The following is a 25,696-nucleotide window of genomic DNA, read 5'->3' as shown; positions in this document are numbered from 1 at the left end:
CCCCCGCGGGGGCGCGGCGGGGGGGGCCCCCCCCCCCCCCCCCCCCGAGGCCAGTCCCGGAGTGGTGAACGATCCGGCATGGAGGGAATGCCGGAGCGTGGTACGGCGGATCGTGCCCGAGCCGTCCGGGCGGTGCCGGGCGGGGCCGGATCGACCTGCCGATGGTGCTACTGCCTGGTCTGCGCTGGCCGCCGCTGCGGGCGGCCCGAGGTCAGTCCAGCAGGCCGATCTGCCGAGCGAGGTGGACCGCCGCGGTCCGGTTCCGTACACCCATTTTGCGCATGATGCTGCGCATGTAGGTCTTGACGGTCTCCGCGCGGATGGTGAGCTGCTCCGCCGCCTCGACGTTGGAGCAGCCGGTCGCCACCAGGGTGAGGACCTCCATCTCCCGCAGTGTGAGCCGGAAGGGCGGCGGCTTCGCCGGGTTCGGCGCCGCCGGCTCGGTCCGCAGCAGCGAATAGATGCGCAGGATCCGGCGCCGCAGATGCGGCGCCGTGAGCTGTGCGCTGAGCTCCAGCAGCTCGATCTGGGCGAGGCGGACCCGCTCCCGCTGGGTCCGTACGTCGGTCGGTTGGTTGTCGGCGCTGAACGAACCCGACGCTCGCTCGAAGCCGGCGGTCACCGCCTGGTGCGGGCGCACCTGCAGCGCTGCCGGCTCCGATACCACTGGGGCCATCGTGCTCCTCTCCCTGTCCACTCCGGTCTACCCGACCCCACGGCCTCCTGCCGCTGGCCAATCGACGCCCGCGCGCAGATTCATCCGAGGGTTGGGCGTGAGATCAGCCGTACACCACGCTTGTGGGCGGCCGGGCATGGTCTGGCCCCGGGGGAAGTGGACGCGCCGCCACTCCAGCCCCCTCCGGACTCGGCCTCCCTTCGCCGGGCCCCACGGTCGGCTACGTCAAAAAGGTTATCCCGCTGACAGGCCAGCTCGTCAATGGTGTCTGAGCCGATGTGCGAGAAGCTACGTTCATGGCCGAGGAAGGCGCGATCAGGGTCCTGAACCTCGGCGGCGCGCCACCTTCCCGGCGGGCCGGTGGCTGGCCTGATGCGTCGTCACCCGCCAGTTTGCGGGGGCACGGACGAAGATTCCGCGCGACGATCGCGGGCGCGCCGGCGATCGGCCTGGGCAGGGGCGACGAAAGCGATTCTCGCAGGCTATCCGCCCGCCCTTCGTAAATTCGGGATGACGTTGGCCGATGAGTCCGCCGTATGCACGGGAATCTGTGCGTGCCGATGGTTTGGAATGGGCGGAGTCGGCTGCCGCGGTCGCCGCGCCGGGCCCGCTCGCCTCGCCGTGCGCCGCGCTCGCACGGCCACCGCCCCGGCCGCGTCCCCGCCGTGGCGCCGCCGCGTCCTCACTGGGGCGCCGCCGCGACCCGCGGGCGGCGCCACGCGCCGGTACCCGCCGGTCGGAGGGCGGGTGCCGGCGCGGACGGGCGTCGCGCGCGCCGGTACGGTCCGGCGCCGACCGATGCTCGTCCGACGCTGGGGCACGGGCCCACCGCCCCGAAATGCGCTGTTTACCGGGGTAAAACGGCCGTCCCGTCCTGCGCGGCGGTCGCGGCCGCGACCCGGGCCGCCGGCGACGTTCGGCGTTGCGACCGGGACGGAGCGGTTCTGCCCGTTGCCGGACCGGCGGAGCGCACGTCCGGGGTGCGTCGGTCTGAACATCCGCGTGACCGGCGGCCTGGCCCGGCGCCCGGCGCGGGCCGAGGCCGGCGGGTCCGGCTCCGTTTCGCCGCCGTGGCACGGACCGCGGGCCGGCTGCCGGCGGCGTTTTCCGGTCCTGGTCGACGCGCGCCCGAACCCGGTCCGGACCAGTTGGTGAACCTGAAACCTGCCAGCGGCGACGCGTTTACCCGACGACGGGAGGGTCGGCGTTGCCGAGGGCGCATCGGCGGCGGATGAAAGGTGCTCGGAGGATTCCGCGGACAGTCGGACGAAGAGGTGACCCAGACCATGGAAACCTCTCTTCCTATCGCTTTTCCCGGCGGCCCTGGCTCTTTCGTCGAAGGTAATGGGAAACTCTGCGCGAGGTGCTGGGGCTGTGCGTCACGGGAGAAATCGGGATGCGCATCTCCGCTGGTGTGCTGTATGCGGAGCATATTTTTGTCCAGGTCCGGGCCAGGGCTGGGTGTCTGACGTCCGGATACGGTTCGGTGATCCTTCCGCCGCGTTGTCGCGGTTTTACGGCCCAGTCCACACGTGGGATTGTCGCGGTGGCAATGGACCGAAGGTGACCCCAGCGTGGAGTCCGTCGCGAAGCAGTCCGCGCGAGCGCGGGGGAATCCGGTCGATGCGGCGGTTGGGCGGGCTGCCGGCGCCCTCGGCTCGACGCGCCCGGACCACCGGGCGGTACCCGGGGTGACCATGGTGCGAACGAGGCCCCCGACCCGGCCGCGATGGGCAGCCCAGCGGCATTCCGGGACGGCCCGTCCGAGGTTTCCCGCCGGCTCGCGGGGATGCGGCCATATCACTGCCAGAGTGCGCGCCCCGGTGACCGGATGGACCTGCCACGTGTGGTGATGGCGGGTGCTCCGCCGCCGGCTCAGCAGTTTGCCGGCCGATCCTTCCGTTCACCACGCGGCGGGCTCATCCGGTCGCCCAGGTCGATCTCGCCGATACGGCCGTCCGCCCCGCCCGTCGCTCGCCGCCGTGAGTGCGTCGCGCGGCGTCCGCCGATTGCGATGGCGCTGGTCAGCGCACCAATCGCGCATTGTCCGATGTGCGCACCGCGAGCGGACGGGCCGCGCCGGACGGCGGCGATGGTGAGTGGCTGTGTCAGCGACGTGTGCAAATGTGGTCTCGGGTACGTCCGGCCACCGGAAAGTTTCAAAATCATTTGGCGGAATTGGGTGGCGCTGGTCCAGTCGCGGAGCCGTTGCGGTGGCACGGAGTGCCAAAAGGTTGTCCGCTTCTTGTTCTGGCGGACACTGCCCGTGTGCACTGCTTCAAAGTGCATTCCGCGTCGGCGGTCGACGAGTGGCCGATTGTGTTGACTTCCGGGCGTACGGTGATGCCCGTCGCCGTTGATCTCCGTCGAGGGCGACGCCTCGTGTGATGTCCGGGACCTTCGGTGAGGGCTGGGGGTGCGGGCTCCGCCGTCCGTTTCGCCATGAAGCCGGACGGCGTCGCCAGGTGGTCAATTCTGGACGGAACCCGCTGGGTTCACGCGGGTGTTGTCCGCCCGCCGTGCGGACGTGTCGGGATCGTTTCAGGCGTGGGCGACGAGCCGCCCGGTCATCGACTCGGGCAGGATCCGCACCCAGTGCGGGTGATCGATCCGATTGGCCCACGGAGCCAGTCCGGTCGCCTCCAGCCGGGCCAGTGTCTCCGCGTCGGTCACCCGCACCGCCCTGCCGTTGACCAGGACGCTCCACCCGGTGCGGGCCACCGGGTCGTGCCCGTCGACCTCGAAGCCGACGGCGGCCTCCTCCAGCGCCACGGCCAGCTTCGACCCGTCCGCCGTGCGGAAGGCGATGGCGTCCCCGTCCAGCACGTAGTTGACCGGCAGGATCAGGACCTCGCCGTCCGATCGGAAGGCGACCCGGCCGACCCGCTCGCCGGCGAGCAGCCATCCACAGGTGTCCGCGGGCAGCACGCCGCAGCCAGCGTGATCGAGGACGGCACCGCCGTCGCCGGTGAGCCCCGACGCACCTACGTTCGTCGCACCCGCAGCGGTCGATGTCATCGTGTTCCCCTCGTCCGTTCGATGGGCGTCCGGACCGCCGGGGCGCAGGGGCCGTTCGGCGACGCCGCCCTCGACGGTAGGTGCTCGCCATGGGCGGGACAGGGGCCGATCGTCGCCCGCTGGACGGGCTTTCCGGCACGGCACCGCCCCGACGGCTGGCGACCCGCGTCGCCACGGAGACCGGCGCCACGGCGCAGGCCCGCCCCCGCGCCGATCACGGTCCGCGACCGCCGATGTGACGGAGCTGGACCGGCTGCCCGGGGAGAAAGGAATGTGGGTCCCTCTGGTCGGATTCGCGCCTGAGTCGTCGCCCAGAAGGACCCACGTTCCCCCTCGGCCACGCACGACGGCCGAGGACCCCTGACCGTCGGTGAACTCGGAGGCCGGCGATGGCCCGCCACGGCCAGCCCGGGCCTGGCGCGCGCGTCGGGGGTGGCGGGGGCCCGGGCTAGTGAGGGTCGCCGGCGGGGGCCTGGCCGGGTTCGGCCCGCGCGGGCGCGGCGGGCGGCGCCTCGGCCTGGGCGGGCACCCCGGGCACGCACGCGGCCCGGAAGTCGACCGGCCGTCGTGCCTCGAACCCGAGTGCCTCGTAGAGAGCGATGGCGCGGGTGTTCGACGCGGCCGCATGCAGGAACGGCCGCTCGCCGCGGGCCCGGATCCCGGCGGCGACCGCCCGGACGAGCCGGCCCGCGAACCCGTTGCCCTGATGAGCCGGGTCGGTGCACACGGCGCTGATCTCGGTCCAGCCCGGCGGGTGCAGCCGCTCGCCGGCCATCGCGACGAGCGCGCCGCCCCGGCGGATGCCGAGGTAGGTACCCATGGTGAGGGTGCGGGGCAGGAACGGCCCGGGACGGGTCCGGGCAACCAGGTCGAGCATCTCCTCGACGTCGGCCGCGGTCAGCGGCACCGCCTCGGCGTCGGGTGTCGCGTCGACGCCCACGTCGACCATCTGCACGCCGGGACCGAACCCGGCCGCCTCCCAGCCGGCGGGCGGCGTGGCGTCGACGCAGGTGTACGGCACCAGGGCGCCGGGGCCGTACAGGGCGGCCACATTCCGCCAGGTACCTTCGTCCGGTTCGTCGGGCAGCCCGACGAACGGGCAGACATCGCGCGGGTAGCACAGTACGTCACCGCGGCGGACGGCGAAATCCGCGTGCGGTCCGAGCAGGGCTGCCCGGACGGGATTGTCCAGAACATGTCGCATGCTCACAGCATTCCTCCCGCTGGCCGCGTCGGGCCCGCCGGGAAGTCAACGCACCGGGCCGCCCGCGCCTTCCAGGTCGGTCCCGGTCCGGTCGGTCGCGGCCGGGCCGGGGTTGGCCTCGGCACCGGCGGGCAGGTCACGGATCTCGGTGAGCAGGCGGGCCTCGTCGCTCACGAGGCCGGGCGCCGGGTGGCCGCCGGTGCGCGGCGGCGCACCCCGCCCCGTCCGGACGGCCAACCCGACGTCCGTGCGTTGTCGCCGGCCGACCGGGGGGCTAACCCGACAAACCGTCCATTTCATCCCAAGCTGGCACCATCAGGGCTGCCGGGACGTGCCAGCCGTGTGCCCCTTGGCCGCACGGAAACCCTGCTCCAGGTCGGCGATGATGTCGGCGACGCCCTCGATGCCGACCGACAGTCGGATCAGGCCCGGCGTGACCCCGCTGTCGATCTGCTCGGCCGGCGTGAGCTGGGCGTGGGTCGTGGAAGCCGGGTGGATCGCCAGCGAGCGGACGTCGCCGACATTGGCCAGATGGCTGTGCAGCGCCAGGCCCTCGAGGAAGGCCCGGCCGGCGTCCTCGCCGCCCAGGATGCCGAACGCGAGCACCGCCCCGGCCCCCTGCGGCAGGTAGCGCCGCGACGCCTCGTGCCAGCGGCTCGATGCCAGCCCCGGATAGGCCACCCACTCCACCTCGGGACGGTCCTGTAGCCAGCCGGCGATCGCGGCGGCGTTGGCGCTGTGCCGCTCCATCCGCAGTGACAACGTCTCCAGCCCCTGGAGCAGCAGGAACGCGTTCGTCGGCGACAGCGCCGGGCCAAGATCGCGTAGCAGCCGGGTGCGGGCCCGCACGAGGTAGGCGCTCTCGCCGAACGCCTCGTGGAAGACGAGGCCGTTGTAGGCCGGGTCCGGGGTGGTGAAGCGGGGATGGCGCCCGCCGGCCCAGTCGAAGTGCCCGCCGTCGACGATGACCCCGCCGATCGACGTCCCGTGCCCGCCGATGAACTTGGTCGCCGAGTGGACCACGATGTCCGCGCCATGTTCCAGCGGGCGGGCGAGGTACGGCGACGCGAGGGTGTTGTCGACGATCAGGGGCAGCCCGGCGCCATGGGCGAGCTCGGCGATGCCCGCGAGATCCAGGACGTTGCCGCGCGGGTTGCCGATCGTCTCGCCGTACAGCGCGACGGTGTTCGGCCGGATCGCGCCGCGCCAGGCGGCCAGGTCGTCCGGGTCCTCGACGAACGTCGTGGTGATGCCGAACTCGGCGAGGGTGTACCGGAGCAGCGCGTACGTGCCGCCGTAGAGCGAGGCCGCGCAGACCAGATGGTCGCCGGCGCCGGCCAGGTTGAGCAGCGCCAGGGTGATCGCCGCCTGGCCGCTGGCCGTCGCGAGCGCCGCCACCCCGCCTTCGAGGTCGGCGACCCGCCGCTCGAAGGCGTCCTGGGTGGGGTTGACCACCCGGGTGTAGGTGAAGCCGACCTCGGCCAGCGAGAACAGGTCGGCGGCGTGCTTCGTGTCGTCGAACACGAACGACGTGGTCTGGTAGATCGGCACGGCGCGGGCGCCGGTCGCGGGGTCCGGCGCGGTCCCGGCGTGGAGCTGGCGGGTCTCGAAGCTCCGTCCGGTCGGGGAGGTCGTCACGGGTGTCCCTTCGGCGGTTCGACGTCGGCGTAGTAGCGGCGGGCCACCTCCGGATGGCTGCGCAGCCAGCTTTTGAGGGTGTTCTCGCCGTGCTGCGCGAAGATCGGATTGTCCGGGTCGGGGGGCGGCGGATCACCGATCTCGCGGGCCAGCTCGGCCGGCAGTGGCACCGGTTCGAGCGTCGCCGACAGTCGCGGGCCGAAGAAGAACGCCACGGACAGCCGCTCGTGGCCTGGCGGTGGGCTGACGACCCGGTGCACCGTGGCCCGGTAGTAGCCGCGGGTGGCCAGCTCGAACATCTCGCCGACGTTCACGATGAAGGACCCGGGCCGGGGTGTCGCGTCCAGCCAGCCGCCCGCGCCGTCCGCGACCTGCAGCCCGGGGCTCGCGGGCCGCCGGCCGTCGCCCGTCCGCGACCGGACGTCGTCCTGCAGGACGAACGTGACGAACCCGCCGTCCTTGTGCGCGCCGACCCCCTGGTCGTGGGCCGCGGGGTGCTCGCCCGCCGGGGCCAGGTAGCGGATCAGCTTCAGGTGCGACCGGGGCTCGTGGGCGAACGACCGGTCGAAGTGGTCGGCGGGCAGGCCCAGCGACTCGGCGAAGGCCCGCACCAGCAGCCGGGACAGGCCGCCGAGCCGGGCCATGTAGCCGAGCACCGCGCCGCGCAGTTCGGGCACCGGCCGCGGCCACTGGTTCGGCCCGTCGAGGCGCAGGTAGGGCGGATCGTCCGGGCCGAGGGTCCGGGGTGGGCGTTCGTCGGAGATGTCGATCTGCTCGCGCAGGTCGGCGCTGCCGCGGGTGATCTCCTGGCCGAGCCGGGTGTAGCCGCGGAAGTGTGGCGAGTGGATGTTCTCGATCTCCAGTTTCGCCGCCGCCGGCAGTTGGAAGAAGCGGCGGCTCACCTCGAGCACGGCGTCGGTCTGCGCGACCGGGACGCCGTGCCCGGTCAGGTAGAAGAAGCCGGGACCGTGGCAGGCGTGGCGCAGCGCGTCGAGGAAGGCCGCGCGTCCGGCGGTGCCGGCGAGGAACGGGCCGATGTCGAGTGAGGGCAGCAGACTCATGCGGGCTCCAGACCGGCCGCGCCCGCGGGCGCGGCCGGTTGGTCGGAGTGATCAGCGAGGCGAGGTCGCGGCCCGGCGGCACCCGGCCGCGGCAGGACGCGGACCGCGACACAGCGCGCTCGACACCCGCGCGTGGTCCACGTGTCGACGGCTGACGAGGGCCTCGGTGGCTGGCATCGGACCACGGTAGATCCGGTCCTCGGCAGCGGTCCAGCAGCCGGGCCCACCAGGGGCGACCGTCGCGAGGGCTCGAAGTGGACCCCAAGGTCCGGTTAAGCTGGGTACGCACAACCGGACTGTGCAGTTCACTTCTTCGGGTGCGGGATGGGGCCGATGACCAGCAGAGCGACGGAATCGACGACAGCGGGATCAACCGTGACCGAGGCGGCGCGGGGGACGGCGGGCGGCACCGCCCGGGGCAGTGGCGCCGGGACACGGTCGCGCGGCGGGGGGAACCTGGGTGTCCTCGCGCTGGCCGCGGCGGCGTACTCGCTGGCCCAGACCGCGGTGGTGCCCGGCCTCGGCGAGCTCAGCGGCGCGCTGCACACCTCGACGCAGAACGTGTCGTGGGTGTTCAGCGCCTACCTGGTCGCGGCCGCGCTGCTCACGCCGGTGATCGGCCGGCTCGGCGACATGGTCGGCAAGCGCCGGATGCTGATCGTGTCGCTCGTCGGCTTCGGCGCCGGCAGCGTGCTGGCGGCGCTGTCGCCCAACATCTGGGTGCTGGTCGTGGCCCGGGTCATCCAGGGGGTCGGCGGCGGGATCTTCCCGCTGTGCTTCGGACTCATCCACGACACGTTCCCGGCGGAGCGTCGCCCGGGTGCGCTGGGGGTGATCTCCGCGATCGCGGGCATCGGCGCGGGCGCCGGGCTGCTGATGGGCGGGCTGCTGCTCGACCACGCCTCCTGGCAGTGGATCTTCTGGGCGGGTGCGATCATGGCCGGCGCCGCCACGATCGGTGCTCTGCGCCTGCCGGACACCGGTGTGCGCACCCCCGGCCGGATCGACCTGGTCGGTGTCGTCCTGCTCGCCGTCGGCCTCACCGCTCCGCTCATCGCCCTGACCGAGACCTCGAGCTGGGGCTGGGGCGCTCTGCGCACCATCGGCCTGTTGGTCCTCGGCGCCGTGGTGCTGGTCGTGTTCGGGTTCTACGAGCGCCGGGTCGACGAGCCGCTGGTCGACATGCGGGTGCTGGGCCGGCTACCGGTGCTGACCACGAACCTCGCGACGCTGATGATCGGTTTTGGCACGTTCGGCGCGTTCGTGATCGTCCCGCAGATGGCCCAGACCGCGACGTCCTCCGGTTACGGCTTCGGCCTGGGCGCCACCGAGGCCGGCCTGCTGCTGCTGCCGGGCTGCGTGGCGATGCTGGTCACCGCGACCTTCGCCGGGCGGCTCAGCCTCTGGCTCGGCTCCCGGGCCTTGCTGCTGATCGGCATGGCGGTCTCGGCGGTCGGCCTCGGCGTGCTCGGCGCCGAACACGGCAGCGAGGGGTCGGTGATCGCGCTCACGATCGTGCTCTTCGGTGGCATCGGCCTGGCCATGGCGGCGGTGCCGAACATCATCGTGACCTCGGTCCCGGCCGAGATGACCGGGCAGGCCACCGGGGTCAACACCGTCGTGCGCTCGGTGGGCTCCGCGCTGGGCTCCCAGGTCGTCGCCACCCTGCTGGCCTCCAGCGTGCCCGCCGGCCGGACGCTGCCGACGAACAGCGCGTTCACCGACGCGTACCTGCTCGGCGGCGCGGGCCTGCTGTGCGGGGCGCTCGCCGCGGTGTTCATCCCGCGCCGAGGCCGGGCGGAGCCGGCGGCCGCGATCCCGGTGGTCGGCGCGCCGGACTCCGCGGCGGAGCTGCTGGTGAATCCCGAGGTGATTCCCGCGCCGACGGTCGTCACGCCGGTCTCCGACCTGGATCCTGCGTGAGCTGAGCCGGTCGGTCGGGCATGCTGTGGTCATGGTTTCCCTGCCGGACGGCGCGGTTGGCCGCGCGGATCCCGACTGGTCGGCGCGCCGGTCCGACGCCCGGCGCAATCACGAGCAGATCATGGCGGCCGCGATCGAGGTGTTCTCCGAGAAGGGCCTCACCGCCACCGTGACCGAGGTGGCGGCCCGGGCCGGCGTCGGCAAGGCCACGGTCTACCGCAGCTACCCCACCAAGGACGCGCTGGTCCAGGCCGTCGCCGAGCACCAGATCCGCTGGGTCGACGCCCGCGTCGCCCAGGCCGCGGCCGAGGAGGACCCCTACCTCGCCCTGCGCGACTTCCTGGACGACCTGTTCCAGCGGCTCGTGCACGACCCGGTCCTGCTCGCCGAGGTAATGCCGAGGGAGGAGCTGCGCGCGGCGACGACGGCCTCCCTCGAGACGCTGGGACGCATCGTCGACGCCGCCCGCGATCGCGGGGCGCTGCGCGCCGACGTCACCGCCCTCGACGTGCGGATTCTGAGCACCGGCTGCGCCCGGGCCCTGGTCGATCTCGGCAACCGGGACCCGCAGGTGTGGCGACGCTTCGCCGGCCTCGTGCTCGCCGCCCTCGGCCCCACCGCCACGAGCGTGCGACCCGACTGACCCGGCGCCCGGCGCAGTGCCTTGACCTCAACCCGTGTTCAGGGTGGAGGCTGGACGGGGCGCCAGATCGGTGCCTCGAACGGACACAGGAGCGTGGTGGCGCATGACGGTTCTGGTGACGGGCGGGCGCGGCGCGGTCGCCCGTGCGGTGGTCGATGACCTGCTGGCCGAGGGTGTGCCGGTGCGGGTCGCCAGCCGCGAGCCGGCGCGGGTGGACGTGCCGGCGGGGGTCGAGGTGGTGGGCGCCGACCTGGCCCGACCCGAGTCGGTCCAGGGCGCGCTCGATGGCGTGGGCGCCGTGTTCCTCTACGCCTCGCCCGAGGGCGTCGAAGGGGTTCTCGCCGCCGCGGCGGCGGCGAAGGTCGACCGGATCGTGCTGCTGTCCTCCCTGTCGACCGAGCAGGAGGGCGCGTCGAACGAGATCGCCCGCAGGCACGCGGTCGTCGAGGAGGCGATCGCCGCGTCCGGGCTGGCGTGGACCTTCGTGCGGCCGGGGGCGTTCGCGACGAACGCGCTGGCCTGGGCGCCGACGATCCGCGCCGGCGAGGTGGTGCGCGAGACCTATCCGGAGTCCCACGCCGCGCCGATCCACGAGCGGGACATCGCGGCGGTGTCCGTCCTTGCGCTGCTGCAGCCCGGCCACGAGGGCGCCCGTTACGCCCTCACCGGACCGGAGTCGCTGACCAGGCGCGCCCAGCTCGACCTGATCGGGCAGACCGTCGGCCGGCCGGTCCGCCTGGCGGAGATCCCCCCGGACGAGGCGCGCGCGGAGATGCTGGCCCGGTTCGGTGGCCCGGCCGCCGCCGGCGTCGTCGACGCGCTGCTCGGTTACCAGCGGGACCAGGTCGGCGTCCCGGCTCAGGTCACCGACACCGTGCGGGCCGTCACCGGCCGCCCGGCCCGGACGTTCGCCACCTGGGTGGCGGACCACGCGGCAGACTTCACCGCGGCCTGAGGGCCCGCCCGCGGCTCAGCCGGCGAGGATCGAGGTGATCCTCGCCCCGGCTGGGCCGGGTAGGTCCGCGACCGGCAGCCAGCGGTGGTCGGTCACCTCGTCGAGACGCAGGTCCACCGTGCCCGGTGAATGCGACCGCTGAATCTGAAAAACAAATCGAAAGTCGTAATGTGTGTGTTCTGGTTCGGCCCGGGCGGGATTCTCGGGAATGACATGGACGTCGATGTCCATGGGCAGCTCGCGCAGCGGCCGGGCCGTCGAGGGGTGAACACCCGTCTCCTCGGCGAGTTCCCGCAGCGCGGCACCCGCGAGGGTGGCGTCCTCACGCTCGACGTGGCCGCCCGGGAACAGCCAGCGGTCCAGCACGCGGTGGTGGATCTGCAGCACCCGGAACGTCGTGTCCACCACCACCGCGCCGCAGGTCACGTGCCCGGGCAGCGTCGTGCGGGCGGTGACCGGCGAGCTGGCGGACGCCAGATCGAGCAGCGGCGTCAACGCCTCGGCCTCCGCGGGATACGCGACCAGATAGTCCCGGACCAGGGAGATCACCCGATCGTTCAATCTTTGTTCCTTATTCGTCGTCGGTAGGTGAAGTCGGCCTTCGCCAGAGCAGGGCCCGCCGCTGACAGCGTTCCTGCCGGCCATCCCATGATGGCACGCCGGGCGCCATTTCCGGCCGTCGCGGCCGGCGGGATCAGTGCCGTCCGAGGGCGGTTCCCGGTTCCGGGGCGGACGCGGTGCCGAGGGCACGGATGGCGAGCTCCGCGTACAGGGCGGCGCCGTCGGGCAGCACCGTCTCGTCGAACCGGGCCCGCGGGCTGTGGTTGAACGGCGCCGTGCGCGGATCGGCGCCGGCCACTGCGGCGCCGATCGCGACGAGGCTGCCCGGCACCCTCGTGAGCACCCGGGAGAAGTCCTCCGAGCAGGCCAGCGGATGCGCGAGCTCGGTGTAGCGGCGCTCGCCGAACGTCTCGGCCACCGCGCGGGCGGCGAGCGTCGCCGCGGCCGCGTCGTTGACCGTCGCGGGCCGTTCGGGGACGAACTCGACGTCCACCCCGACACCGTGTGCCGCCGCGATGCCGTCGAGCACCCGGCGGGCCTCCCGCTCCACCCGTTGCCCGGTCTCGGCGGAGAACGTCCGCACGGTCGCCTCGAAGACCGCCTCGTCGGGGATGACGGTCCGGCGGGTACCGGCCCGCAGCACCCCCACGGTGATCACCACCGGGTCGAACACGTCGAACCGGCGGGTCACCATCGACTGCAACGCGAGCACCATCTCCGCGGCGACGGTGACGGGGTCACTCGCGCGGTGCGGCATCGACCCGTGCCCACCCTCGCCGCGCACGGTGACCCGCAGCATCGCCGACGCCGAGGTGATCGCCCCCGCGCGGCCGCAGAACTGGGCCCGCGGCAGCGCCGCGGAGAACACGTGCAGCGCGTACGCCGCCGACACCCGCGGGCCGGCCGCGTCGAGCACCCCCTCGTCGATCATGTGCCGGGCGCCCTCCCAGCCCTCCTCGCCGGGCTGGAACATGAACACGACGTCGCCGGGCAGCCGGTCGCGGCGCTCGGCCAGCAGCCGGGCGGCGCCGACCAGCATGGCCGTGTGCAGGTCGTGGCCGCAGGCGTGCATGACGCCGTCGAAGACCGACGCGTGCGCGTGGGTGGTGAGCTCCTGGACTGGCAGCGCGTCCATGTCGCCGCGCAGTAGCACCGCCGGCGCCCGGGTGCCGGGCCCCGCCCCGCCGCGCAGCACGGCGGTCACCGAACTGAGGGTTCGGCCGAGGGTGACCTCCAGAGGGAGGCCGTCGAGCGCGTGGAGCACCTTCTCCTGCGTCCGGGGCAGGTCCAGCCCGATCTCCGGCTCGCGGTGCAGGCGGCGGCGCAGCTCGGCCAGGTCACCGGCCATGACCTGGGCGTCCTCGAGAACCGACATGCCCCTCCTCGCCGTCGCGGGCGCCGAGGTCACCCGCCGGCCCGTGGACCGGCGGCCGGCCCCGCGGGCGGAAGACCTCGACCGTTGCACTCAGTGTGCGCGCCAGCGGTGACGATCGTGGGGCGCCGGGCGTCGCCGCCGGCGGATACTGCGGAGGTGGACATCGACCGGATTGACCACCTTGTGCTGACCGTGACGGACGTCGAACGCACCGTCGACTGGTATGCGCGGGTCCTCGGGATGACCCCGGTGACCTTCCGCGGTGGCCGCCGTGCCCTCGCCTTCGGCCGGCAGAAGCTGAACCTGCACGCCGCCGGGCACGAGTTCGAGCCGAAGGCGGCCCGGCCCATCCCCGGCTCGGTGGATCTCTGCCTGGTCAGCGGGCTGCCGCTGGACGAGGTGCGGGCCCACCTGGACGCGCTCGGCGTGCAGGTGGAGCAGGGCCCGATCGCGCGTACCGGCGCAACCGGGCCGATCACCAGCGTCTACGTGCGCGATCCCGACGCCAACCTGATCGAGATCAGCACCTATGACGACGAGGTGGGCGGCGACGAGGTGGGCGGCGACGAGGTGGGTCCGGCGGCGGGAGCAGGCTGACCCGTCCGCGGTGCCGGCAGGTCCGGGCTGGCGGTCGTGTCGGGGCCGGCGGTCGTGTCCGGGCCGGCGGTCGCGTCCGGGCCGGCGGTCGCGTCGGGGCCGTTCGGAACGCCGGCGAGCCACAGCGCCACGCTGCCGACGATGGCGATGACGAGGTTCAGCGCGAACGCCGTCACGGCGATGTACCCGGCCCGGCCGAGACCGGGCACGGTCGCCAGCGATCCGCCGAAATGGTGGGCGAGCGGACTGTGCTGTTCGTACGCCATCAGCGTGCCGTAGACCATGCCGACCAGCCAGCCGCCGAGCAGCGCCCGGCGGTGCAGCCGCGGGCGCCACAGTCCGAGTGCCACCGCGGGGAAGGTCTGCAGGATCCACACCCCGCCGAGCAGCTGCAGGTTGATCGAGTTCTGCGTGTCCAGGCCGAGGACGAACACCAGCGCCCCCGCCTTGACCAGCAGGGACGCGATCTTCGAGACCTTCGCCTCCTCGGCCGCCGTCGCCGCCGGGCGCAGGTGGCCGACGTACACGGTGCGGGTGAACAGGTTCGCCGCGGCGATCGACATGATCGCGGCCGGGACCAGCGCGCCGACCGCGATCGCGGCGAACGCGACACCGGCGAACCAGGCCGGGAACTCCTGGTCGAACAGCAGCGGGATCGCGAGCCGCGGGTTGGTCGTGTGCACCCCGGCGGCGATCGCCACGTAACCGAGCAGCGCCAGGAAGGCGAGCAGCAGCGTGTAGAGCGGCAGGACCGCGGTGTTGCGGCGAATGACCTCGCGGGAGCGGGTCGCCAGCACCCCGGTGATCGCGTGCGGGTACATGAACAGTGCCATCGCCGAGCCGAGTGCGAGGGTGCCGTAGGCGAGAAAGTCCTTCGGCCCGGGGATGAACACCGCCGTCGGGTGCCGGCCGGCGGCGGTGGCCGCGGTGTTCGCGGCGTCGAACTTGCCCTCGGCCGCGTCGAAGACCGCGCCGAAGCCGCCGACCCGGTGCGGGATGACGATGATCGCCACCGCCACCACGAGGTAGATGAGCAGGTCCTTCGCGAACGCGATCAGCGCCGGCGCCCGCAGGCCCGCCGTGTAGGTGCACACGGCGAGTACCCCGAAGGCGATGATCACCGGCAGGTCCCGCACGAGCGCGTTGCCACGGTCCGTTCCGACGCCCATCACCTCCAGCACCGCCTGCATGCCGACGAGCTGCAGGGCGATGTAGGGCATGGTCGCCACGATCCCGGTGACGGCGACGGCGAGCGCGAGCGAGCGCGAACCGTAACGGCCGCGGACCAGGTCGGCCGGCGTGACGTAGCCGTGCCGGTGCGACAACGTCCACAGCCGGGGCATCAGGACGAACACCACCGGCCAGACCAGCGTGGTGTACGCGACGGCGTACCACCCGGACACCGCGCCCGCCGCGTACATCGCCCCGGGCACCGCGACGAACGTGTACGCGGTGAAGATGTCGCCGCCGACGAGGAACCACGCGACGAACCCGCCGAACCCACGCCCGGCGAGCCCCCAGTCGTCCAGGCTGGCCAGCGCCCCCGGGCCGGCACGGCGCCACCGGGTCGCGACGAAGCCGAGCACGGCCACCGCGGCGAGCAGCACGGCGAACACCGCGAACTGCGCGCCGTGAAATCCTCCCGTCGGGGCGCCCGCCGCGGCCGGCGCGCTCATGCCCGCCGCCCGTCGTCGCCCGAAGCGCCCGAGCGGGTGGCCTCGGCGCGGCTCAGCAACCAGACGCAGCCCGCCATCCCGACGGCGCCGATGAGCAGCCACAGCAGCGAGTACCAGTAGAAGAACGGCACGCCCCACAGCCGGGGCCCGCGCCGCGCGTAGGTGCCGACCAGCAGCACGGCGGCGATCTGGCACCCGAGGACGACCGCGGTGGCCATCCGGGCGAGCGGTGCGATGGCGAGACGGGAATCCGCCGGCCGGCGGGCGCCGCGCCGCCGATGGCCGCGCCCGGTCCGGTCGAGGTGCGCGGGGCCCTTGCGCTGGCCGCGCTCGCTGGCGCGGCGGTCTTCGGTCATTCGCAGTCGCTCCCGCGCCGAGCCATACCCAAAGTGGTCGGTTCGCCACTCTAGGGTGCGCAGGGTGTGCGGCCGAGCGGGCACGATCCCCTGGCTGTGGGCTCCAAGTGATCTCACGGCTGGGTACGGGCGGCCGGGCGTGCGCGGCTGGGGGAGGGGGCCGCGGCGGCTGGGCGGGCTGGCGTCGGGTGCGGACCCGAGCGGCCACCTGTCGCTTCTGGTGGGCTCGGCATCCGTTTTGCCCCTACAGACGCGACATCGGGCTGGCTTCCCGTGACGTGTCCCGGCTGGGTCAGCCGGAGGTCGCCGCGGTCGTGCTCGCGGTCGCGGCGACGGTGGCGGCGGCCGCCTGGGCCTCCTGGATCACCTTCCTCACGATCGCGGCGACCGGCGCCTGCTCGGTCGCCTCCTTGATCCGGTCCTTGGCGTGCCGGCGGTCGGCGCGCTGCGGCGCGACGACCTCCAGCAGCCGGGAAGGCCCGGACAGCGCGAGCACCGTCGCCGTGCGCGGGTCGAACGGGCCGTCGCCGGTCGCGGCCGCCCGCAGGCGGCGGACCACCTCGTCGCGCACCTCGGGACGCAGCACCGGATGGTGGGTGACGGTCACGATGACCACCCGGTCCCGGCGCCGCCCGAGTACCCCGGCGTCCACCAGCGGGTCGACGACCCGCCCCCACACCCCGCCGAGCGCCCGGTCCATCCTGCCGAGCTGGTCGGCCGCCCGCCGGCCGCGCACGGTGCCGAGCAGCGCGTGGGTGTCGGCCAGCAGCGGATGGTCGGGCGGCGCGCCGATGGGGGCGAGGCGCCGCCCGTCCTCGGCGATGAGCCCGAGCAGCCCGAGCTCCGCGATCAGCGCCCCACTCAGCGCGACCTTCAGCGGGTCGCGCGAGGAGTTCACCGGCGTCCCGGTCTGCGGATCGAGCGCGAGCAGCAGCAGGTCCTCAGCGAGCAGCATGGCCGTCATCCCCTCGGAGATCGTCGCGGGCCGTCGGAGATCGTCGCGGGCTGAGCCAGTGACGAAGTTCGAGGATCATTCCCGCCCCGCCGAATCGCAACCTCAAGGTCGCCGACCCGACAGGCCACCCTCCGGCGGTCACGAAGAGACGATCGACCTGGGCGTCACCTACCGTTACCGCTGGTGGTGACCGTGCAGGCTGAGGGGGCAGGTGGGTCCTTCTGGTCGAGTTGGCGCCCGCATTGTCGCCCAGAGGGACCCATACATCACGCTTCCGGTGCGGCCCTGGCGCCGCCGGGCACGGTGGGTGACCGCGGGCCGCCCGGCGCTGCCGGGCGGTCAGAGCCAGCCGGAGTCCTCGGCGGCGCGCAGCGCCTCCATGCGGTTGCGGGTGCCGGTCTTCGCGATCACGGCCGAGAGGTAGTTGCGGACGGTGCCCTCGGACAGGAACAGCCGCCCGGCGATGTCGGCGACGGTGGCGCCGTCGCGGGCGGCGACGAGGACGTCACGTTCCCGCCCGGTCAGCGGGCTCGCCCCGCCGGCGAGGGTGGCGGCGGCCAGCGTCGGGTCCACCACCCGCTCGCCGCGGGCGACCCGGCGGATCGCGTCCGCGAGGGCGTCCGCCGGGGCGTCCTTGACGACGAAGCCGAGCGCGCCCGCCTCCATCGCGCGGCGCAGGTAGCCGGTGCGGCCGAACGTGGTGACGACGAGCACCTGGGTGGCGGGGGCGGTGGCCCGCACCGCCGCGGCGGCGGCGAGCCCGTCGATGCCGGGCATCTCGACGTCCATCAGCACCACGTCGGGGCGCAGCACGGCGACCTGGGGGACGACCTCGTCGCCCCGGCCGACCTGCCCGACGACCTCGATGTCGTCCTCCAGCGACAGCAGCGCGGCGAGCGCCCCGCGAACAAGATGCTGGTCGTCGGCCAGCAGCACGGTGATCATGGCTTGCCCAGGAGGGCCGCGCGGCCGGCGGCCGCGTCCCTGTCCCCGGCTGCGTCCCTGCCCCTGGTGGTGGTCGCCGCCGGGGAGCCGGCCGGGTCCCGGGTCGTCGGCGTCGGTGGGAGCGGGGCGGCGGCCCGCAGGCGGAAGCCCGGTGCCGAGCTGCCCGGGTGCGCGGGGCCGAACTCCAGGCGACCGCCGGCGGCGCGCACCCGTTCGGCGAGGCCCGCGAGGCCCGCGCCGTCCGTCCGGCGCGACTCGGCAGGGCCGCGACCGTCGTCGACGATCTCGATGGCGCCGCCGTCGACGGTGACCCGGAAATGGCTGGCACCGCTGTGCCGCACCGCGTTGGTCACGCCCTCGCGGAGCACCCAGCCGAACAGCTCCCGCAGGCCCCCGGGAACCTCGTCCACGGACGCCGGCAGTTCCCCGCGGATGCCCGCCGCGGCCAGCACCTGGCGGGCGGCGGCGAGTTCGGTGACGAGGCTGACCTCCCGGTAGCCGGCGACGGTCGCCCGCACGTCGGCGAGACTCTGCCGGCCCAGCGCGGCGACCTGGGCCATCTCGTCGGCGGCCCGAAGCGGGTCCCGGTGGGCGAGCTTGGAGGCGAGCTCGGCCTTCACCGTGATCGTGGTGAGCGCGTGGCCGAGCAGGTCGTGCAGGTCGCGGGCGATCCGCAGCCGTTCCTGTTCCTTCGCCAGCCGTTCGATCTCCAGGTTGGCCCGGCGCAGCTCGGCCTGGTTGCGGGCGCCGCTGCGGATCACGTGCATCGTCAGCGCGGCGAACAGCACCGGCGCGCACAGCGACCACTGCGGGCCGTTCGCCCGCCACCAACCGATGTGCTGGGGCAGCCAGGTGTCCACGGCGGCGATCCCGAGCACCATCGGGATCGAGGCGACCGGCGCCACCACCAGGGTGAGCGCCACGGCGAGATAGACCGTCATGACCAGGCCACCACCGCCGACGACCGGCAGGTACGCGACGATGCACGCGGTCATGCCAGCCAGCAGCGGCGCGCGAAGGTCCAGCCGGCCGTGGAAGACCGCGAGGGGGAGGGCCCACATGTAGAGCACGCAGAAGGCGACCAGGATGACGCCGCCGTACGCGATGACGATCGCGCTGTCGTGCAGCGCGAACATGTCCGAGACGGCGTAGCCGAGGTAGACCAGGAAGACGCCCGAGACGCGCCGCCAGCGCCAGGCATCCATCCCCGGCCGGCCTTGCGTCGGCGTCGGCGTCGGCGTCGGCATCGACGTGAGCAGCCAGCGACGCATCGCGCCGGCCTGCGCAGTCCCCATCTCGCCTCCCTGTACCGGGCGCGGTTTCAGGCGCGGAGCTGGTCGCGCAGGTAGGCGCGGCCGCCGATCGCGCCGAGGACGACCGCCCAGATCGCCAGGGTGACCAGGCCGCGCATGCCGATCCAGCCGCCCTCGAGCACCGCGCGGCCCGCCTGCGCCGACCAGTACATCGGGAGCAGCTTCACGATATCGGCGAGCCAGTGCGGGAAGTTCTCCACCGGCACCCAGATGCCGCCGGCCAGTGCCAGCAGGCTGAACACCCCGCCGGTGATCGCCTGCATGCTCTCCGGCCGCACCAGGTATCCCAGCCAGATCGCGAAGCCGCCGAGTGGGATGAGGCCGAGCAGGATCGAGGCACCGGCGCCCAGGTAGGTGCCGGCGGACAGGCTCACCCCGCGGGTCGCGCGGGCAGCGACGAACACCGCGATGATCGGCAGGATCGCGATGGTGAAGCCGATCGCCGCCTTGCCGATCACGTACTGCGGCCCGGACAGCGCGGTGAGCCGCAGCTGCCGGTTCCAGCCGATGGAGCGCTCCACCGAGATCCGCCCGGCGGTCCCGAGCACGGCGTTCATCGCGCCGAACGATGCCATGCTGATCATGATGTAGGGGGCGACGTCGAGGGAACCGATGTGGTCGCCCTCGCTGGAGGCGCTGAACGCCGAGAACAGCAGGATCGGCATCAGCAGAGTGAAGATCAGTAGCCGCGTGTTGCGCCAGGCGTGGGTGATCTCGGAGCGCATGTACCGAAGCGAGGTGGTCGCCCAGGCCATGGTCGGTCCCGGCGGAGCCGTGCCGGCGTCGGGAGTGGTCGAGGAGAGGGTCATCGCGTGGTCTCCGTCTGGCTCGTGGCCGTGCGTCCGGCTGGGATCGGGGCGGTGCCGGTGTCGTCGGTGCTGTCGGCGGTCAGGGCGACGAAGGCATCCTCGAGACCGGCACCGACGACCTCGATGTCCTCGACCCCCGGGAACGCCGCAAGCAGTGCCCGCAGGGCCGCGTCGCTGTCCGGGCAGGACAGGCTGATCGACTCGCCGCGGCCCTCGACGTGCGCGACGCCGGGCAGCCGGCCGAGCGCGGCGAGCGCCCCCGCGTCGAGGCCGCGCAGCGTGGCGCGGATCGTGCGCCCGCCGACCAGCGCCTTGACTTCGGTCGTCGGACCGTCGGCGATGACCCGGCCGCGGCGCAGCAGGACGATCCGGTCGGCGAAGTCGTCGGCCTCCTCCAGATAGTGGGTGGCGAACAGCACGGTCCGGCCCGCCGCCGCCCAGGCGCGCATCGCCGTCCAGAAGGCCCGGCGGCTCTCGACGTCCATCGCCGCCGTCGGCTCGTCAAGCACGATCAGATCGGGGTCCGGCAGCAGCGCGAGCGCGAAGCGGACGCGCTGGCGCTGCCCGCCGGAGAGCCGGTTGGTGCGGGCGTCGGCCAGTTCGCTCACGCCGGCCCGCGCGAGCACCTCGTCAGGCGCCAGCGCGCGTGGATACAGCGCGGCCACGGAGGTGAGCATCTGCCGCACGGTGATCTCCGGACGAAGGCCGCCGTTCTGCAGCATCGCGCCGACGAGTCCGGCGACGCAGGCCTGCCGCGGGGTCCGGCCGAACAGCTGGACCTCGCCCTCGTCCGGGCGGGTCAGCCCGAGCAGCATGTCGATGGTCGTGGACTTGCCGGCGCCGTTCGGCCCGAGCAGGGCGACGATCTCACCCGGGGCGATCGCCAGGTCGACGCCGTCGACGGCCTGCACATCGCCGTAGCGCTTGCGCAGGCCGACGAGGTGCACGCTGGGCGTCGGCGCCGGGGCCGCGCCGGGGGCGAGGCCGGCCGCGGTGGGCAGCTCGCCGGGCGGGGAGGAGTGCCTGGTCATGAAGGAAGGATTCCGCGGATCGGCGCGGCGCCCCAGTCATGACCGTCATCGGTGCGCCATGACAGTTGTCACGATCCGGCCCCTGCCTGTCTCTGCCCGTGCCCGGCGCGCGTCTGCGCCGTGTCTGCGTCGTGTCCGTGTCGTGTCCGTGTCCTGAGCCTGTCCGGCTCGTGGTTCTGCCTGTTCCGCGATCCGGCCGGTGGGTGATCGGCTGCGGACGGTGGGGGCGGCGCTGTGGTGGCGGGAACCGTTTGTAAGGCTGGGGCCATGGATCTGCGCATCTTCATCGAGCCCCAGCAGGGGGCGTCGTACGAGCGCCAGCTCGCCGTGGCGAGGGCCGCGGAGGACGCCGGTTTCGACGGCTTCTTCCGCTCCGACCACTTTCTGCGGATTGGACCGGGCGATCCGTCGCCAGGTCCGTCGGACGCCTGGGTGACGCTGGCGGGCCTCGCGCGGGAGACCTCCCGCATCCGGCTCGGCACGCTCGTGACCAGCGCGACCTTCCGGCTGCCCGGACCGCTCGCGGTCGCGGTCGCGCAGGCGGACGCGATGAGCGGCGGCCGGATCGAGATGGGACTCGGCGCGGGCTGGTTCGACGCGGAACACGCGGCGTACGGCGTGCCGTTCCCGCCGGTCGCGGAGCGCTTCGACCGGCTCGCCGAACAGCTCGCGATCATCACCGGGCTGTGGGGCACTCCGGAGGGGGAGACGTTCTCCTATGACGGCGTGCACTACCAGCTCGCCGACAGTCCCGCGCTGCCGAAGCCGGCGCAGCGCCCGGGCCCGCCGATCATCATGGGCGGCGCTGGCCGCCGGCGGACCCCGGCGCTCGCCGCCGCGTACGCGGCCGAGTTCAACGCCGCCTTTGCCCCCGCCGACGTCATCGGCGAGCGGTTCGCCCGGGTCCGGGAGGCCGCCGCCGCGGCCGGACGCGCACCGGATGACCTGGTGTACTCCACCTCCAACGTCGTGGTGTGCGCGCGGACCGACGCGGAGCTGGCGCGCCGCGCCGAGCGGATCGGGCACGACGTCGACGAGCTGCGGGCGAACGGGTTCGTCGGCACCCCGGCGGAGATCCTCGCGAGACTGGCCGAGTTCGGGCCGGACGGCGCCGGCGCCTCCCGCGTCTATCTACAGGTCCTCGACCTCGAGGATCTCGACCACCTCGATCTGATCGCCGCCGAGGTGCTCCCGCACGTCTGAGCGCACTGTGTCGGCGGTCCAGGACCGCCGGCACAGTCCTTCGGGGTTGCCCGAAGGCGCGAAGTTTCGACTGTTACGCCTGCGCGACAACGGTATGTGACTCTTATCACATCTACCGCTGACGTTAGATGGAGGAGCTAGCCTCCTGTGTCGTGACGACCCCTGACACCGCTGGCGGTGGCCTCGCGCCGATCGGGGCCCGCGCCGTCCCGACGCAGTCCGGACGAGACTCCTACAAGTGGATCGCGCTGTCGAACACGACCATCGGCACGCTGATGGTCACGATCAACACGTCGATCCTGCTCATCGCCCTGCCGGACATCTTCCGAGGCATCCGGATCGACCCGCTCTCGCCCGGGAAGACCTCGTACTTCCTCTGGGTGATGATGAGCTTCCTGATCGTCACGTCCGTGCTCGTCGTGAGCCTCGGGCGGGTCGGCGACATGTTCGGCCGGGTAAAGATGTACAACCTCGGCTTCGCGATCTTCACACTGTTCTCGATCCTGCTCGCCGTCACCTGGATGCACGGGACGGCGGCCGCCTGGTGGCTCATCCTGATGCGGGTCGGGCAGGGGGTCGGTGGCTCGTTCCTGTTCGCGAACTCCAGCGCGATCATCACCGACGCGTTCCCCGAGCACGAGCGGGGCTTCGCCCTCGGCGTCAACGGCGTCGCGGTGATCGGCGGGTCGTTCCTCGGCCTGCTGATCGGCGGCGTCCTCGCGCCGATCGAGTGGCACCTGGTGTTCCTGGTCTCGGTGCCGTTCGGGATCTTCGGCACCGTCTGGGCGTACCTGAAGCTGCGCGACAACGGGATGCGCACCCCGGCGCGGATCGACTGGGCCGGCAACATCACCTTCGCGGTCGGGCTCGTCGCGATCCTCACCGGCATCATCTACGGCCTGCAGCCGTTCGGCGGCCACACCATGGGCTGGACCAGGCCGTTCGTGCTGATCTGCATGTTCGGCGGGCTCGCCGTCCTGATCGCCTTCGTCGTCATCGAGCTGCGCGTCGACGATCCGATGTTCCGGCTGCAGCTGTTCCGCCACCGCGGCTTCCTCATGGGCGGTCTGGCCACCCTGCTCGGCGCGCTGTCCCGCGGCGGCCTGCAGTTGATGCTGATCATCTGGCTGCAGGGGATCTGGCTGCCGCTGCATGGCTACAGCTTCGAGCGGACCCCGCTGTGGGCCGGTGTCTACATGGTCCCGCTGACCGTCGGCTTCCTGATCGCCGGGCCGCTCGCCGGGCGGATGTCCGACCGCTACGGCGCACGCCCGTTCGCCACCGTCGGCCTGCTCGTCTCCGCCGCCTCGTTCGGGCTGTTCGACGTCCTGCCGATCGACTTCAGCTACTGGTCCTTCGCGCTTGTCCTCGGGCTGATGGGCCTGTCGATGGGTCTGTTCGCCGCGCCGAACACCAGCGCCGTGATGAACACCCTGCCGCCCGCCGAGCGCGGCGCCGGCGCCGGCATGCTCAGCACCTTCCAGAACTCGGCTGGTGTGCTGTCCATCGGTATCTTCTTCACGATCATCGTGCTCAGGCTTGCCGCGAGCCTGCCCGACGCGATGTTCTCCGGCCTCACCGGCCAGGGCGTGCCGGTGGCCAAGGCGCACGAACTGGCCAACCTGCCGCCGATCGGCAGCCTGTTCGCCGCGTTCCTCGGCTACAACCCGAGCCAGACGCTGCTCGGGCCGGACACCCTGAACGCCCTGGACCCGGCGAAGGCGCACTTCGTCACCGGCCAGACGTTCTTCCCGCACCTCATCTCCGGCCCGTTCGGCGACGGACTGCGCCTCGCCTTCGCCTTCGGCGCGGCCTCCTGCGTCCTCGGCGCCGTGCTGTCCTGGCTGCGTGGGCGCGGCGCCCCGCAGGTGCACCGTTCGTTGCGCGAGGACGCCGGGATCGGCCTCACCGGCGCCGGCGCGGCCGCGGCCCTGGAGGAGGGCGCCGGCATCGCCCTGCCCGCCGCCGGCGCGCTGAGCGCCGAACGGTAATGGCCAGAACCGCGCGGGGCGGCGTCATGCGGAACAATCACGTGATGGGCGACACGGACGCGACGACGAAGACGGCACAGGGGCTGCTCGGCATCGGTCAGGCAGCGCAGGAGCTCGGGGTGTCGGTGCGGGCACTGCGGTACTACCAGGAGATGGGCCTGATCACGCCGTCCGGGCGGACCTCGGGCGGCAACCGGCTCTACGCCGAACCGGACCTGGCCAGGGTCCGCCGGATCAGGGAGCTGCAGACGCTGCTCGGCTTCAACCTCGACGAGATCCGCGCGATCCTGAGCTCGGAGGACCGCCTCACCCAGGTCCGGCTGGAGTACCGGGCCGCCTCCGACGACGGCGACCGGTTGCGGCTCCTGCTGGAGGCGCAGGCCGCCTACCAACGGCTGCGCGGCGAGGTGGACGAGAAGGTCAGCAGGCTGACCGCCTTCCGGGACGAGATCGACGAGCGTCTCGCCCGCACCGAGCGCCTGCTCGGCGACGCGGTCGTCCACTCGTCCTGACCGGCGACCAGGCCGTCGGCGTGCGTCTGCCGGCAGCTCACTCAGCTGGGCGGCCCGCGGCGAAGCATTCCGCTGCGGGCAGCTCCATGGCCAGCAGTGCCGCATCGTCGCGCTGCGCCGCATGGGTCCAGGCCCGCACCCGCTCCACCAGGCCGTCGACCGCCTCGTCGAGGTCGGCTCCGGCGAACGCCGCCTCCACTGCCGGCACCAACGGGAGGAACTGGCCGGTCGCGGGATCGCGGGCCTCGGTGATGCCGTCGGTGTAGAGCAGCAGCCGGTCGGCCGCCCGCAACGTCACCTCGGTGGTGTTGTCCTCCGCGGACAGCAGCCCCAACGGCGGCAGCCGCAGTGCCATCTCGAGCGGTCGGGCCCGTCCGCCGCGCACCAGCAGCGGGTCGGGGTGCCCCGCGTTGACCAGCCGCAGGCACCGCCCCTGGAGCTGGCCGACGACGGCGGTCACGAAGTCGTCGGGCCCGCGGACCTCCGCGGCCTCGGCGTCCAGAGCGGCGAGGACGGCCCGCGGGTCCTCCGCCTGCCGGGCCGACCAGCCGAAAGCAGCTGAGCACCCGACTCGCGATGCGCACCGCGTCGAGCCCCTTGCCGCGGACGTCCCCGACCAGCATCCGGGTGCCCCAACGCGTCTCGACCACCTCGTACAGATCCCCGCCGATCACGGCTTCGGCGGCGGCGCTCTCGTAGCGCGCGGCGAACCGTAGCCCCCCGGCCGAACGCGGCACGGGGGTGAGGATCGAATGCTGGGCGACCTCCGCCACCCGGGTGACGTTCAGCAGCTTCGTCTCCCGCCGGGTGTTGCACCGGCTGACGAGCACGGCCAGCACCGCCCCCATTGCCACGCCGCCGACCCGCACCGACTGTGCGGCGGGACCGCCACCGGCCTTGCCGAACAGGTCGTCGTGCAGGCCCAGCAGCACCCCCGCGAGGACGGCCAGCACCCCGTACAACGCGGTCAGGCGCGGCCCGGCGAAGGTGGCGGCGAGCATCGGACTGAGAACCGCCAGTTCCAGGACGGTCCACTCCTTGTCGGCCAGTTGCAGCCCGACGACGATGCCGAGCATGAGCAGCGGCAGCAGGCCGACGACCACGCGGTTCACCGCGGCGGTGACGCTGGGCGGGCGGCCTGCCCGGCCGACCGGGTGCGTCATGGCAACCCACTACCCCCTGGTAGCGCCGCTGACGCATGGGACCCTTGGGAGCCGGTTTGGTCACGGCGGTCGCAAGGCGATGCCACCTGCG

Annotated in this window: 23 protein-coding genes; 7 read left to right on the top strand and 16 right to left on the bottom strand. The window is 73.1% G+C overall.

What is annotated here, in order from left to right; genetic code table 11:
- Positions 1 to 211 precede the first annotated feature (211 nt).
- From MXD60_RS19360 to MXD60_RS19335, 6 genes are all read right to left on the bottom strand, one after another.
- On the bottom strand, positions 212 to 676 hold the full coding sequence (locus MXD60_RS19360; protein ID WP_248820734.1) for a helix-turn-helix transcriptional regulator: 465 nt from the start codon (positions 674 to 676) through the stop codon (positions 212 to 214).
- A 2,541-nt stretch (positions 677 to 3,217) separates the two neighbouring features.
- On the bottom strand, positions 3,218 to 3,694 hold the full coding sequence (locus tag MXD60_RS19355) for a pyridoxamine 5'-phosphate oxidase family protein (protein ID WP_248820733.1): 477 nt from the start codon (positions 3,692 to 3,694) through the stop codon (positions 3,218 to 3,220).
- A gap of 448 nt (positions 3,695 to 4,142) precedes the next feature.
- Positions 4,143 to 4,904 (bottom strand): GNAT family N-acetyltransferase, encoded by a 762-nt coding sequence (locus MXD60_RS19350; RefSeq protein WP_248820732.1) that lies wholly within the window; start codon positions 4,902 to 4,904, stop codon positions 4,143 to 4,145.
- Between the two features lie 39 nt (positions 4,905 to 4,943).
- Positions 4,944 to 5,135, bottom strand: a complete 192-nt coding sequence (locus tag MXD60_RS19345; RefSeq protein WP_248820731.1) for a hypothetical protein — start codon at positions 5,133 to 5,135, stop codon at positions 4,944 to 4,946.
- Positions 5,136 to 5,213: 78 nt separating this feature from the next.
- The gene (locus MXD60_RS19340; RefSeq protein WP_248820730.1) at positions 5,214 to 6,536 is read right to left on the bottom strand and encodes a bifunctional o-acetylhomoserine/o-acetylserine sulfhydrylase; all 1,323 of its coding nucleotides are present in this window, start codon (positions 6,534 to 6,536) and stop codon (positions 5,214 to 5,216) included.
- On the bottom strand, positions 6,533 to 7,597 hold the full coding sequence (locus tag MXD60_RS19335; RefSeq protein ID WP_248820729.1) for an isopenicillin N synthase family dioxygenase: 1,065 nt from the start codon (positions 7,595 to 7,597) through the stop codon (positions 6,533 to 6,535). The genes MXD60_RS19340 and MXD60_RS19335 overlap by 4 nt, the downstream gene beginning before the upstream one ends.
- 333 nt (positions 7,598 to 7,930) lie before the next feature.
- Here MXD60_RS19335 and MXD60_RS19330 point away from each other — a divergent pair, with 333 nt between their 5' ends.
- From MXD60_RS19330 to MXD60_RS19320, 3 genes are all read left to right on the top strand, one after another.
- Positions 7,931 to 9,520: an MFS transporter gene (locus MXD60_RS19330; RefSeq protein ID WP_248820728.1), complete on the top strand. Its 1,590-nt coding sequence runs from the start codon at positions 7,931 to 7,933 to the stop codon at positions 9,518 to 9,520.
- A 31-nt stretch (positions 9,521 to 9,551) separates the two neighbouring features.
- Entirely contained in the window at positions 9,552 to 10,163 is a 612-nt protein-coding gene (locus MXD60_RS19325; RefSeq protein WP_248820727.1) for a TetR/AcrR family transcriptional regulator, read from the top strand.
- A 103-nt stretch (positions 10,164 to 10,266) separates the two neighbouring features.
- Positions 10,267 to 11,118: an NAD(P)H-binding protein gene (locus tag MXD60_RS19320; RefSeq protein WP_248820726.1), complete on the top strand. Its 852-nt coding sequence runs from the start codon at positions 10,267 to 10,269 to the stop codon at positions 11,116 to 11,118.
- Positions 11,119 to 11,133: 15 nt separating this feature from the next.
- Here the strand turns inward: MXD60_RS19320 and MXD60_RS19315 are convergent, their stop codons facing one another.
- Together MXD60_RS19315 and MXD60_RS19310 are read right to left on the bottom strand one after the other, a co-directional pair.
- Entirely contained in the window at positions 11,134 to 11,679 is a 546-nt protein-coding gene (locus MXD60_RS19315; protein WP_248820725.1) for an NUDIX hydrolase, read from the bottom strand.
- 133 nt (positions 11,680 to 11,812) lie between these two features.
- Positions 11,813 to 13,054: a M20 metallopeptidase family protein gene (locus tag MXD60_RS19310; RefSeq protein WP_248820724.1), complete on the bottom strand. Its 1,242-nt coding sequence runs from the start codon at positions 13,052 to 13,054 to the stop codon at positions 11,813 to 11,815.
- 156 nt (positions 13,055 to 13,210) lie between these two features.
- Between MXD60_RS19310 and MXD60_RS19305 the strand changes: the two genes are divergently transcribed.
- Positions 13,211 to 13,651: a VOC family protein gene (locus tag MXD60_RS19305; RefSeq protein WP_248820723.1), complete on the top strand. Its 441-nt coding sequence runs from the start codon at positions 13,211 to 13,213 to the stop codon at positions 13,649 to 13,651.
- Here the strand turns inward: MXD60_RS19305 and mctP are convergent.
- The 7 genes from mctP to MXD60_RS19270 all read right to left on the bottom strand — a co-directional run bounded on the left by mctP (position 13,582) and on the right by MXD60_RS19270 (position 20,736).
- On the bottom strand, positions 13,582 to 15,327 hold the full coding sequence (gene mctP / locus MXD60_RS19300; RefSeq protein ID WP_248820722.1) for a monocarboxylate uptake permease MctP: 1,746 nt from the start codon (positions 15,325 to 15,327) through the stop codon (positions 13,582 to 13,584). The genes MXD60_RS19305 and mctP overlap by 70 nt on opposite strands.
- Positions 15,324 to 15,683, bottom strand: coding sequence for a DUF3311 domain-containing protein (locus tag MXD60_RS19295; protein ID WP_248820721.1), 360 nt, complete (start codon positions 15,681 to 15,683; stop codon positions 15,324 to 15,326). Before MXD60_RS19295 ends, mctP begins: the two co-directional genes overlap by 4 nt.
- A gap of 292 nt (positions 15,684 to 15,975) precedes the next feature.
- The gene (locus MXD60_RS19290; RefSeq protein ID WP_248820720.1) at positions 15,976 to 16,638 is read right to left on the bottom strand and encodes a GOLPH3/VPS74 family protein; all 663 of its coding nucleotides are present in this window, start codon (positions 16,636 to 16,638) and stop codon (positions 15,976 to 15,978) included.
- Between the two features lie 339 nt (positions 16,639 to 16,977).
- A complete protein-coding gene (locus MXD60_RS19285; RefSeq protein ID WP_248820719.1) occupies positions 16,978 to 17,583 on the bottom strand; it encodes a response regulator transcription factor in 606 nt (201 codons plus the stop codon).
- The gene (locus MXD60_RS19280; protein ID WP_248820718.1) at positions 17,580 to 18,878 is read right to left on the bottom strand and encodes a sensor histidine kinase; all 1,299 of its coding nucleotides are present in this window, start codon (positions 18,876 to 18,878) and stop codon (positions 17,580 to 17,582) included. Before MXD60_RS19280 ends, MXD60_RS19285 begins: the two co-directional genes overlap by 4 nt.
- 26 nt (positions 18,879 to 18,904) lie before the next feature.
- Positions 18,905 to 19,705, bottom strand: a complete 801-nt coding sequence (locus tag MXD60_RS19275) for an ABC transporter permease (RefSeq protein WP_248820717.1) — start codon at positions 19,703 to 19,705, stop codon at positions 18,905 to 18,907.
- A complete protein-coding gene (locus MXD60_RS19270; RefSeq protein ID WP_248820716.1) occupies positions 19,702 to 20,736 on the bottom strand; it encodes an ABC transporter ATP-binding protein in 1,035 nt (344 codons plus the stop codon). Before MXD60_RS19270 ends, MXD60_RS19275 begins: the two co-directional genes overlap by 4 nt.
- 267 nt (positions 20,737 to 21,003) lie before the next feature.
- On the opposite strand from MXD60_RS19270, the gene MXD60_RS19265 reads away from it, so the two are divergent.
- From MXD60_RS19265 to MXD60_RS19255, 3 genes are all read left to right on the top strand, one after another.
- Positions 21,004 to 21,939: an LLM class F420-dependent oxidoreductase gene (locus tag MXD60_RS19265; RefSeq protein WP_248820715.1), complete on the top strand. Its 936-nt coding sequence runs from the start codon at positions 21,004 to 21,006 to the stop codon at positions 21,937 to 21,939.
- A 152-nt stretch (positions 21,940 to 22,091) separates the two neighbouring features.
- Positions 22,092 to 23,930, top strand: a complete 1,839-nt coding sequence (locus MXD60_RS19260; RefSeq protein WP_248820714.1) for an MFS transporter — start codon at positions 22,092 to 22,094, stop codon at positions 23,928 to 23,930.
- Positions 23,931 to 23,974: 44 nt separating this feature from the next.
- Complete coding sequence (locus MXD60_RS19255) at positions 23,975 to 24,442, top strand: MerR family transcriptional regulator (protein WP_248820713.1); 468 nt, start codon at positions 23,975 to 23,977, stop codon at positions 24,440 to 24,442.
- A gap of 37 nt (positions 24,443 to 24,479) precedes the next feature.
- On the opposite strand, the gene MXD60_RS19250 is transcribed toward MXD60_RS19255, so the two are convergent.
- Complete coding sequence (locus tag MXD60_RS19250; RefSeq protein WP_248820735.1) at positions 24,480 to 24,944, bottom strand: PP2C family protein-serine/threonine phosphatase; 465 nt, start codon at positions 24,942 to 24,944, stop codon at positions 24,480 to 24,482.
- Positions 24,945 to 25,696 lie beyond the last annotated feature (752 nt).

The sequence above is a fragment of the Frankia sp. AgB32 genome (genome assembly GCF_023243045.1).
Classification (GTDB): Bacteria; Actinomycetota; Actinomycetes; order Frankiales; family Frankiaceae; genus Frankia.
Note: the sequence above shows the minus strand (reverse complement) of the source record. Positions and strands in the feature narration are given on the sequence as shown.

Excerpts from the sequence above, each read along its gene's own strand:
- MXD60_RS19360 (WP_248820734.1), bottom strand. The coding sequence starts at position 676 with ATGGCCCCAGTGGTATCGGAGCCGGCAGCGCTGCAGGTGCGCCCGCAC.
- MXD60_RS19355 (WP_248820733.1), bottom strand. The coding sequence starts at position 3,694 with ATGACATCGACCGCTGCGGGTGCGACGAACGTAGGTGCGTCGGGGCTC.
- MXD60_RS19335 (WP_248820729.1), bottom strand. The coding sequence starts at position 7,597 with ATGAGTCTGCTGCCCTCACTCGACATCGGCCCGTTCCTCGCCGGCACC.
- MXD60_RS19330 (WP_248820728.1), top strand. The coding sequence starts at position 7,931 with ATGACCAGCAGAGCGACGGAATCGACGACAGCGGGATCAACCGTGACC.
- MXD60_RS19325 (WP_248820727.1), top strand. The coding sequence starts at position 9,552 with ATGGTTTCCCTGCCGGACGGCGCGGTTGGCCGCGCGGATCCCGACTGG.
- MXD60_RS19320 (WP_248820726.1), top strand. The coding sequence starts at position 10,267 with ATGACGGTTCTGGTGACGGGCGGGCGCGGCGCGGTCGCCCGTGCGGTG.
- MXD60_RS19310 (WP_248820724.1), bottom strand. The coding sequence starts at position 13,054 with ATGTCGGTTCTCGAGGACGCCCAGGTCATGGCCGGTGACCTGGCCGAG.
- mctP (WP_248820722.1), bottom strand. The coding sequence starts at position 15,327 with ATGAGCGCGCCGGCCGCGGCGGGCGCCCCGACGGGAGGATTTCACGGC.
- MXD60_RS19295 (WP_248820721.1), bottom strand. The coding sequence starts at position 15,683 with ATGACCGAAGACCGCCGCGCCAGCGAGCGCGGCCAGCGCAAGGGCCCC.
- MXD60_RS19290 (WP_248820720.1), bottom strand. The coding sequence starts at position 16,638 with ATGCTGCTCGCTGAGGACCTGCTGCTGCTCGCGCTCGATCCGCAGACC.
- MXD60_RS19285 (WP_248820719.1), bottom strand. The coding sequence starts at position 17,583 with ATGATCACCGTGCTGCTGGCCGACGACCAGCATCTTGTTCGCGGGGCG.
- MXD60_RS19280 (WP_248820718.1), bottom strand. The coding sequence starts at position 18,878 with ATGGGGACTGCGCAGGCCGGCGCGATGCGTCGCTGGCTGCTCACGTCG.
- MXD60_RS19275 (WP_248820717.1), bottom strand. The coding sequence starts at position 19,705 with ATGACCCTCTCCTCGACCACTCCCGACGCCGGCACGGCTCCGCCGGGA.
- MXD60_RS19270 (WP_248820716.1), bottom strand. The coding sequence starts at position 20,736 with ATGACCAGGCACTCCTCCCCGCCCGGCGAGCTGCCCACCGCGGCCGGC.
- MXD60_RS19265 (WP_248820715.1), top strand. The coding sequence starts at position 21,004 with ATGGATCTGCGCATCTTCATCGAGCCCCAGCAGGGGGCGTCGTACGAG.
- MXD60_RS19255 (WP_248820713.1), top strand. The coding sequence starts at position 23,975 with ATGGGCGACACGGACGCGACGACGAAGACGGCACAGGGGCTGCTCGGC.